The organism is Streptomyces corynorhini (genome assembly GCF_003346515.1).
GTDB classification, from domain to species: Bacteria; Actinomycetota; Actinomycetes; order Streptomycetales; family Streptomycetaceae; genus Streptomyces; species Streptomyces corynorhini.
Genome location: NZ_QQNA01000049.1, coordinates 24,761 through 33,994, shown reverse-complemented (window position 1 = coordinate 33,994; position 9,234 = coordinate 24,761). Strand labels below are relative to the sequence as shown.

Annotated in this window: 7 protein-coding genes; 3 read left to right on the top strand and 4 right to left on the bottom strand. The window is 72.4% G+C overall.

Going from position 1 to position 9,234, the window contains the following annotated elements; genetic code table 11:
- Window positions 1–218 precede the first annotated feature (218 nt).
- Window positions 219–731, bottom strand: coding sequence for an Rv3235 family protein (locus tag DVH02_RS35955; protein WP_233518087.1), 513 nt, complete (start codon window positions 729–731; stop codon window positions 219–221).
- Between the two features lie 282 nt (window positions 732–1,013).
- Between DVH02_RS35955 and DVH02_RS07895 the strand changes: the two genes are divergently transcribed.
- The 3 genes from DVH02_RS07895 to DVH02_RS07885 all read left to right on the top strand — a co-directional run bounded on the left by DVH02_RS07895 (window position 1,014) and on the right by DVH02_RS07885 (window position 7,651).
- Window positions 1,014–1,520, top strand: coding sequence for a DUF6912 family protein (locus DVH02_RS07895; RefSeq protein WP_114622989.1), 507 nt, complete (start codon window positions 1,014–1,016; stop codon window positions 1,518–1,520).
- Between the two features lie 37 nt (window positions 1,521–1,557).
- A complete protein-coding gene (locus tag DVH02_RS07890; protein ID WP_114622988.1) occupies window positions 1,558–2,226 on the top strand; it encodes an HAD family hydrolase in 669 nt (222 codons plus the stop codon).
- Between the two features lie 424 nt (window positions 2,227–2,650).
- Entirely contained in the window at window positions 2,651–7,651 is a 5,001-nt protein-coding gene (locus DVH02_RS07885; protein WP_114622987.1) for an NAD-glutamate dehydrogenase, read from the top strand.
- Window positions 7,652–7,963: 312 nt separating this feature from the next.
- Here the strand turns inward: DVH02_RS07885 and DVH02_RS07880 are convergent, their stop codons facing one another.
- The 3 genes from DVH02_RS07880 to DVH02_RS07870 are packed head-to-tail and all read right to left on the bottom strand — an operon-like array spanning window position 7,964 to window position 9,203.
- Entirely contained in the window at window positions 7,964–8,191 is a 228-nt protein-coding gene (locus DVH02_RS07880) for a hypothetical protein (protein ID WP_114622986.1), read from the bottom strand.
- A complete protein-coding gene (locus DVH02_RS35520; RefSeq protein ID WP_199566201.1) occupies window positions 8,188–8,556 on the bottom strand; it encodes a hypothetical protein in 369 nt (122 codons plus the stop codon). Before DVH02_RS35520 ends, DVH02_RS07880 begins: the two co-directional genes overlap by 4 nt.
- A complete protein-coding gene (locus DVH02_RS07870; RefSeq protein WP_114622985.1) occupies window positions 8,553–9,203 on the bottom strand; it encodes a hypothetical protein in 651 nt (216 codons plus the stop codon). Before DVH02_RS07870 ends, DVH02_RS35520 begins: the two co-directional genes overlap by 4 nt.
- Window positions 9,204–9,234: the final 31 nt, after the last annotated feature.

Below are 9,234 nucleotides of genomic sequence, written 5' to 3'. Positions count from 1 at the left end.
AGCCGGACACCGATCGGCAACGGGCCGGGGCGCCGCACAGCAGGTGTGCGGCGCCCCGGCCCGTTGCCGTGGGCGGCTACGTGGACGGCACCGGGGCTACCGGAGCGCGCGGGCCCGGTGGCCCCGGTGCCGCGCTGCCCTCCGTTCAGCTGCTCCCGGTGCTCCTGGTGCCGCGCGCCCTCCGCCCCTGGTGCCCCCGCCCCCGCGCCCGCGCCCGGTCAGGCTCCGGCGGGGATCCGCTCGCCGCCGATCTCGACCGCCGCGCAGCGCCAGCGCAGATCGGCGCCCTGCTCCAGCCGGAACGCCAGCGCGCGCACCTGCTCGCCCGCCGCGATGCTGGCCGACGCCTCGACCACCCCGGCGCACGGCTGGAACCCCCGGCAGGTGCGGACCACGGGGCGTGCGCCCCGGGCCCTGAGCGGCGTGCCGGGCGCGAGGCGCACGAGCTGCTCGTACGCCTCGCCGACGGTCTGGCCCAGCATCCAGTGCACCGGACGGTGGCCGCTGAGGACGGCGAGCAGCCGCTCCGCGAAGAGTTCGTGCGGCGGGATGTGTGTACGCCTGCGCGGGCGCGGGACGGCGGGCCGACGCTGGTCGCGCCTGCCGGGCGGCCGCGCGACGGAGCCCCGTGCCGCGCCGCGAGTGGTGCGGGCCGCCGTGGCGTCCGTGGCGTCCGTAGCGTCCGTGGCGTCCGTGGCGTCCGTGATGTTCGTCGTGCTCGTCCTGGTCACGCAGATCGCCCCCGTTCTGCCCCACCGGTGGATACCGGTCGGTAACTTTTTGTTTGGGGGATCTTTTACGGTTCCTTGGCGGGCGGCGCAAGGCACCCCGGCGTCGGTGGCGGCCGACCGTGAAATCACCTATCCGAGTGGCCCGAGCGCGGTGCCGGGCCCGATCAGGCGCTGCGGGGCGCGGCCTCGGTGGACGCCCCGGGGCGCCGAGGTCATCACTCCGAAGGAGGACCGCCGCACGTATCCTTTGAACGCTCTCCCCCCTACCGAAAGCGGCCAGCCATGCGCGTCTACGTCCCCCTGACCCTTCCCGGTCTCGCCGAGGCGCACAGGACCGGCGAAGTGGGGCCGGGACCGCTGACCGGCTACGCGGTGACCCCCGGGCTGCGCGAGTGGTACGTCTCCGACGACATCGAGGAGCTGGAGTACGCGGCCCTCAACCGGGCCGCCGCCGCATCGCTCCGGCTGCTCGCCGCCGACCCCGGCGCCCGGCGCCGCAGGGTGGTCGTCGCGGCCGACGTGCCGGACCGGGAGGCCGTGGCCGACCCCGATCTGGCGCTGGACCCGGCCGGTCTCGGCGAGGTGCGGATCGCCTCCGCGATCAAGCTCGCGAAGGCGGCGGCCGTGCACGTCGACTCCGACGACGCGGACGCCGACGTGAGCGCCGCCGCCGCGGCGCTGGGAGCGGCGGACCACGGGGACGACGACGCCCGGTTCACGGTGGACGGCGCGGAGGACCACGAGCTGCTCTGGTACGGGATCCAGGAGATCGGGAACCTGCTCGGCTGACGGCCCGCTGTCAGACCCTGCCGGTACGGTTCTGGACATGGGGAAGCAGCGCGTACATCTGATCTGGGACTGGAACGGCACCCTCCTCGATGACATCCAGGCGGTCATCGGGGCGACCAACGCGGCCTTCGCGGACATAGGCCTGGAACCGATCTCCCTGGACCGCTACCGCGAGCTGTACTGCATCCCGATCCCGCGCTTCTACGAGCGGCTGATGGGCCGGCTCCCCAGCGACGCCGAGTGGGCCGTGATGGACGAGACCTTCCACCGCCACTACACGGAGCGCCGCGCGGGCTGCGGGCTGACGGAGGGCGTGGAGGAGCTGCTCGCCGGGTGGTCGCTGGCGGGCGGCAGCCAGTCGCTGCTGAGCATGTACGGGCACCAGGAGCTGGTCCCCGTGGTCCGTGAATACGGGATCGAGCGCCACTTCCTGCGCGTCGACGGACGCACCGGCCCCTCCGGCGGCAGCAAGGCCGTGCACATGGAGCGCCATCTCGCCTCACTGGCCGCCGTCGGCGCGATATCCGCCGACCGTACGGTGGTGATCGGGGACGCGGTGGACGACGCGCTCGCCGCGGCGTACGTCGGCGCGCGGGCCGTGCTGTACACCGGGGGCTCGCACAGCCGGGCAGCCCTCGCCGCCGTCGGCGTGCCGGTGGTGGACAGCCTCGCCGAGGCTGTCCACGTCGCACTGGACGGGGCTTAGCCAGGCCCTTCGCACTGGACGGGGCCTGGCCCCCCTGATCCGGCCCGATCCCCACGGCAGACCCTGGAAGCTCGCGTTCTGTCGCTGTCCATAGCGTCCAACTCGGCGTACCGCTTTTGTACACATGCGGCTCATGACGACCCCCCGGTGGAGAGCGATAGCCTTGGGCTCGTGATCAGCGCGATACGCCATGGGGGCAGCGAAGCCCCCGGCCTGCGCCCGGAGCGCCACCGCGCCGGGCGATCGCTGGTCGCCAGGAGCCACACGCCCTGGAATCCGGACCGGCGGTCAAAATTGGCCAATAACGCCCCGGACATCTCTCATCGCGGCATAACGTCGACCCAGACCGGAAACCCCGCGTCGTGGCGTTGTGTCGCTTCCTTCACCTACGTCACGCAATGGCGCGCGACAGGAGCCAGAGGACATGCAGACCAAGCTGGACGAAGCCAAGGCCGAGCTGCTCGAACAGGCGGCCCGGACCGCTGAGAACAGCCCGGCGGGGGGTACGGGGGGGCCGGGGGGCGGCCCCAGGAAGGACAACGCCTCGGCCGGTTCCCGCACCGACGGCCACGGAGAGGGCCCCGCCGGCCAGGACGCCCTCGTCGCGTACCTCCAGCGCTACTACCTGCACACCGCTCCCGAGGACCTGACGAGCCGCGACCCGCTCGACATCGCCGGCGCCGCGCTCTCGCACCACCGCCTCGCCGCCGGCCGCCCCCAGGGGACGGCCAGCGTCCGCGTGTACACCCCCACGGTCGAGGAGAACGGCTGGACGTGCCGCCACTCCGTCGTCGAGGTCGTCACCGACGACATGCCCTTCCTCGTGGACTCCGTCACCAACGAGCTGACCCGGCAGAGCCGCGGCATCCACGCGGTCATCCACCCCCAGATCGTGGTGCGCCGCGACGTCGCCGGGAAGCTGATCGAGGTCCTCCCCGAGGGCACCGCCGCCGACGGCGAGCGCCCCCACGACGCGGTCACCGAGTCCTGGATCCACGTCGAGATCGACCGCGAGACCGAGCGCGCCGACCTCAAGCAGATCACCTCCGACCTGCTGCGCGTGCTGTCCGACGTCCGCGAGACCGTCGAGGACTGGGAGAAGATGCGCGGCTCCGCGCTGCGCATCGCCGACGAACTGCCCAGCGAGCCCACGGCCGACGACCTGCGCGACCAGGAGGTCGAGGAGGCCCGTGAGCTGCTGCGCTGGCTCGCCGCCGACCACTTCACCTTCCTCGGCTACCGCGAGTACCAACTGACCGACGGCGACGCCCTGTCCGCCGTCCCCGGCACCGGCCTCGGCGTACTGCGCTCCGACCCGATCCACCACGAGAACGACGACCACCCGGTCAGCCCGTCGTTCAGCCGACTGCCCGCCGACGCCCGCGCCAAGGCCCGCGAGCACAAGCTGCTCGTCCTGACCAAGGCCAACAGCCGCGCCACCGTCCACCGGCCCGGCTACCTCGACTACGTCGGCGTCAAGAAGTTCGACACCAAGGGCAACGTCATCGGGGAGCGGCGCTTCCTCGGACTGTTCTCCTCCGCCGCGTACACCGAGTCCGTACGCCGGGTCCCGGTGATCCGGCGCAAGGTCGCCGAGGTGCTGGAGGGCGCGGGCTTCTCGCCCAACAGCCACGACGGCCGCGACCTGCTCCAGATCCTGGAGACCTACCCGCGCGACGAACTCTTCCAGACGCCCGTCGACGAACTCCGCTCCATCGTCACCAGCGTCCTCTACCTCCAGGAGCGCCGCAGGCTGCGGCTCTACCTGCGCCAGGACGAGTACGGCCGCTACTACTCGGCGCTCGTCTACCTGCCGCGCGACCGCTACACCACCGGTGTCCGGCTGCGGCTCGTCGACATCCTGAAGGAAGAGCTGGGCGGCACCAGCGTCGACTTCACCGCCTGGAACACAGAATCGATTCTGTCCCGGCTGCACTTCGTCGTCCGAGTCCCCCGGGGCACCGAGCTGGCCAAGCTCACCGACGCCGACACCGACCGGATCGAGGCCCGGCTCGTCGCCGCCGCCCGCTCCTGGGCCGACGCGTTCGGCGAGGCACTCAACGCCGAATGCGGCGAGGAGCGCGCCGCCGAGCTGCTGCGCCGCTACGGCTCCGGCTTCCCCGAGGGGTACAAGGCCGACCACACCCCGCGCGCCGCCGTCGCCGACCTGGCCCACCTGGAGGCGCTCGACAAGGCCGAGTCGGACTTCTCGCTCTCGCTCTACGAGCCCGTCGACGCCGGACCAGGCGAGCGGCGCTTCAAGATCTACCGCTCGGGCGAGCAGGTCTCCCTCTCCGCCGTCCTGCCCGTACTCCAACGGCTCGGCGTCGAGGTCGTCGACGAGCGCCCCTACGAGCTGCGCTGCTCGGACGGGACCCACGTCTGGATCTACGACTTCGGCCTGCGGCTCCCGCAGAGCGGCGCCGGAGGCGGCGACTACCTGACCGAGGACGACCGCGAGCGCTTCCAGAACGCCTTCGCCGCCGTATGGACCGGAGCCGCGGAGAACGACGGCTTCAACTCCCTCGTCCTCGGAGCCGGTCTGGACTGGCGCCAGGCGATGGTGCTGCGCGCGTACGCCAAGTACCTGCGCCAGTCGGGCTCGACCTTCAGCCAGGACTACATGGAGGACACCCTCCGCAACAACGTCCACACCACCCGGCTGCTGGTCTCCCTCTTCGAGGCCAGGATGGCGCCGGAGCGCCAGAGCGCCGGCATCGAGCTGACGGAAGCGATGCTGGAGGAGCTGGACGGCGCCCTCGACCAGGTCGCCAGCCTGGACGAGGACCGCATCCTGCGCTCCTTCCTCACCCTCATCAAGGCCACGCTGCGCACCAACTTCTTCCAGAGCGCCGACAGCGGTGACCGGCACGCGTACGTGTCGATGAAGTTCGACCCGCAGGCCATCCCCGACCTGCCCGCGCCCCGCCCCGCCTACGAGATCTGGGTCTACTCCCCGCGCGTCGAGGGCGTCCACCTGCGCTTCGGCAAGGTCGCGCGCGGCGGGCTGCGCTGGTCGGACCGTCGGGAGGACTTCCGTACGGAGATCCTCGGCCTGGTCAAGGCGCAGATGGTCAAGAACACGGTGATCGTGCCGGTCGGCGCCAAGGGCGGCTTCGTCGCCAAGCAGCTGCCCGACCCGGCCGTCGACCGGGACGCCTGGCTCGCCGAGGGCATCGCCTCGTACAAGATCTTCATCTCGGCGCTGCTCGACATCACGGACAACATGGTCGCGGGCGAGGTCGTCCCCCCGGCCGACGTCGTCCGCCACGACGGGGAGGACACCTATCTCGTCGTCGCCGCCGACAAGGGCACCGCCAGCTTCTCCGACATCGCCAACGACGTCGCCGTCTCCTACGACTTCTGGCTCGGCGACGCCTTCGCCTCCGGCGGCAGCGCCGGATACGACCACAAGGGCATGGGCATCACGGCGCGCGGCGCCTGGGAGTCCGTCAAGCGGCACTTCCGCGAGCGCGGCCACGACACCCAGACCGAGGACTTCACCGTCGTCGGCGTCGGCGACATGTCGGGCGACGTCTTCGGCAACGGCATGCTGCTCTCCGAGCACATCCGGCTCGTCGCCGCCTTCGACCACCGGCACATCTTCCTCGACCCGCACCCCGCCGCGGCCCCCTCCTACGCGGAGCGCCGCAGGCTGTTCGAGCTGCCGCGCTCCTCGTGGGCCGACTACGACAAGTCGCTGCTGTCGCAGGGCGGCGGGATCCATCCCCGTACCGCCAAGTCCATCCCCGTCAACGCCCATGTGCGCGAGGTCCTCGGCATCGAGCCCGGCATCACGAAGCTGACGCCCGCCGAGCTGATGAAGGCCATCCTCCAGGCCCCCGTGGACCTGCTGTGGAACGGCGGCATCGGCACGTACGTCAAGTCCTCCACCGAGACGGACGCCGACGTCGGCGACAAGGCCAACGACGCCATCCGCGTCAACGGCGAGGACCTGCGCGTCAAGGTCGTCGGCGAGGGCGGCAACCTGGGGCTGACCCAGCTCGGCCGCATCGAGTTCGCCCGGCGCGGCGCCGGTGGCGAGGGCGGCCGGATCAACACCGATGCCATCGACAACAGCGCGGGCGTCGACACCTCCGACCACGAGGTGAACATCAAGATCCTGCTCAACGGGCTGGTCACCGAGGGCGACATGACCGTCAAGCAGCGCAACACGCTGCTCGCGGAGATGACCGACGAGGTCGGCGCGCTCGTCCTGCGCAACAACTACGCGCAGAACACGGCCCTGGGCAACGCCTCCTCCCAGGCACCCTCCCTGCTCCACGCGCACCAGCGCTTCATGCGGCGGCTGGTACGCGACGGACACCTCGACCGGGCGCTGGAGTTCCTGCCCGCCGACCGGCAGATCCGCGAGCTGCTCAACACGGGCAGGGGCCTGTCCCAGCCCGAACTGGCCGTCCTGCTCGCCTACACCAAGATCACGGCGGCGGACGAGCTGATCCACACGCGGCTCCCCGACGACCCGTACCTGCGCAAGCTGCTGCACGCGTACTTCCCGCAGCCGCTGCGCGAGCGGTTCGCCGAGCAGATCGACGCGCACGCGCTGCGCCGCGAGATCATCACGACGGTGCTGGTCAACGACACTGTGAACGCGGGCGGTTCGACCTTCCTGCACCGGCTGCGCGAGGAGACCGGCGCGTCGGTCGAGGAGATCGTCCGGGCGCAGACCGCGGCCCGGGAGATCTTCGGGCTGAACGCCGTGTGGGACGCGGTCGAGGCGCTGGACAACGAGGTCCCGGCCGAGGTGCAGACCCGGATCAGGCTGCACTCGCGGCGGCTGGTCGAGCGCGGTACGCGCTGGCTGCTGGGCAACCGGCCGCAGCCGCTGGAGATCGCCGGGACCATCGAGTTCTTCGCGGCGGGCGTGGAGCGGGTCTGGGCGCAGCTGCCCACGATGCTGCGCGGCGCCGAGCTGGAGTGGCACCAGTCGATCCTGGCGGAGCTGACGGCGGCGGGCGTTCCGGAGGAGCTGGCCGTACGGGTGGCGGGGTTCTCGCCCGCCTTCCCGGCGCTCGACATCGTGGCGATCGCGGACCGTACGGAGCAGGACCCGCTCTCCGTCGCCGAGGTGTACTACGACCTCGGCGACCGGCTGCGGATCACGCAGCTGATGGACCGGATCATCGAGCTGCCCCGCGCCGACCGCTGGCAGTCCATGGCCCGCGCCTCCATCCGCGAGGACCTGTACGCGGCGCACGCGGCGCTGACGGGGGACGTGCTGGCGGTGGGCAACGGCAATTCGACGCCGGAGGAGCGGTTCACCGCGTGGGAGGAGAAGAACGCCGCGATCCTGGGCCGTTCGCGGTCCACGCTGGACGAGATCCAGGGCTCGGACGCGTTCGACCTGGCGAACCTGTCGGTCGCGATGCGGACGATGCGCACGCTGCTGCGGATGCACAGCTGACGCGCGTCGGCCGGGCGGTTGACCCAGCACCCGTCGGGCCCGGGGCCTTCGGGCTCCGGCCCGGACGGGGTTTCGGCCGGAGGGGGTGTCGGCCGGACGGGGTTTCGGGCGGACGTGGTGTCGGGCGGAGGGGGTTTCGGCCCGAAAGGGCTCCGGCCCGGGACGGGTTTCGGGCCTCCCGTACGTCCTGGCCCGTCAGCGCGCCGCGGTGATGACCAGCGCGGCCAGGGCCGCCGCGCACGCGATCTGCGTCAGGGCCTGTGGCGATCAGCGTGACCGTCACACGCCTGCGCCACTGCCGGTCCCGGCCCGTCACCACGTCGACGCGCCGACGTAGGGGCGTACAGGCGTCTCCTGCGTGTGGTGTCCCATGGCCACCAGGCGTTCGACGCAGCACCGGCAGGCGTACAGGGGCGTCTCGCCGTACGGGCCGACCAGTTCGCCGACCCGGATCACCTGCACGCCGCCCCGGTCGCAGCGGAAGCAGTCGCCCAACTGGACCGGGGCGTTGGTGTCGGCGGGGGCGTCCCAGGCCGTCACGGGCCTTCGGCCGTCCGGCTCCGGCTCCGGCTCCGGCTCCGGCTCCGGCTCCGGTCCAGGTTCCGGCACGGGCACGGGCAGGGCCGGGGGCCCGAGAGCGCCAGCGTGCGGGGCAGCGCCTGGACGTACGTGGTGCCCGCGCAGCGGTGCGGTGAGCGCAGCTCGAAGATGTCGGCGGCCAGGCACGGCGGGCACGGGGCGGGCACGCCGACGCCGGGCGCGTCGGACGGGTCGGACAGGTCGGACGGTTCGGGCTCCCCCAGGGGCGGGCCGTGCCACAGCATGGTCATCCCGCTCTCCTCGCACCGGGTGCCCGCGAGGTATCCGGCGGGCGCGTCGGGGCCGATGCCCGGCTCCCACGTCATCGGGCCGCCCGTTCGGCCCGGCGCAGGACGGCGCCCTCGTCGCACAGATCGCCGCTGGTGCACGAGGGGCAGGTGGTGAGGTGGTCCAGCAGGGACCGCCACGCGTGCGCGTGCGGCCGGGCGGGGTCCTCCAGCCGCACGGCCCCGGCGTGCAGTATGACCGCGACGGCGTCCGGGACGCAGAGCCGGTCCGGGCTCTCCAGCGGCGTCGCCCAGTAGGGGTCGGCGACGCGCCTGGACACACCTTCGGTCCGGGGAACGCCGAGCCAGGCTCCACGGCCGAGCACCGCCGCGTGCGGAGACTTCCAGGACTCCGTCGTCTGCGGCGGCACCAGGGCGTAGTACCAGACGCCGGGGTGACAGATCACCGGCCCGTCGAGCGCGGCGGCCAACCCGGCGCGCACGCCGTCCGCGGCGGTGCTGCCGAGGGCCGCGTGCACCAGGTTCGGGTGCATCTTGACGGCGTCGAACCGCCGCCCGGTCGGCAGCATCGCCGGGCGCCGCTCCTTCCAGTCGCGGAGCGGGATGTCCGGATCCTTGGCGGTCAGGGACAGCCACCCCGCGATGGCCTTCCGGGCCCGGGGCCCGGAACTCGCCGGACGTGGAAGACGGTAGGGGCGGGTGGGTGCGCCGTGGGGATCGGACATGGTCGGCTCCAAGGGCCTCGTGGGTGCGTAG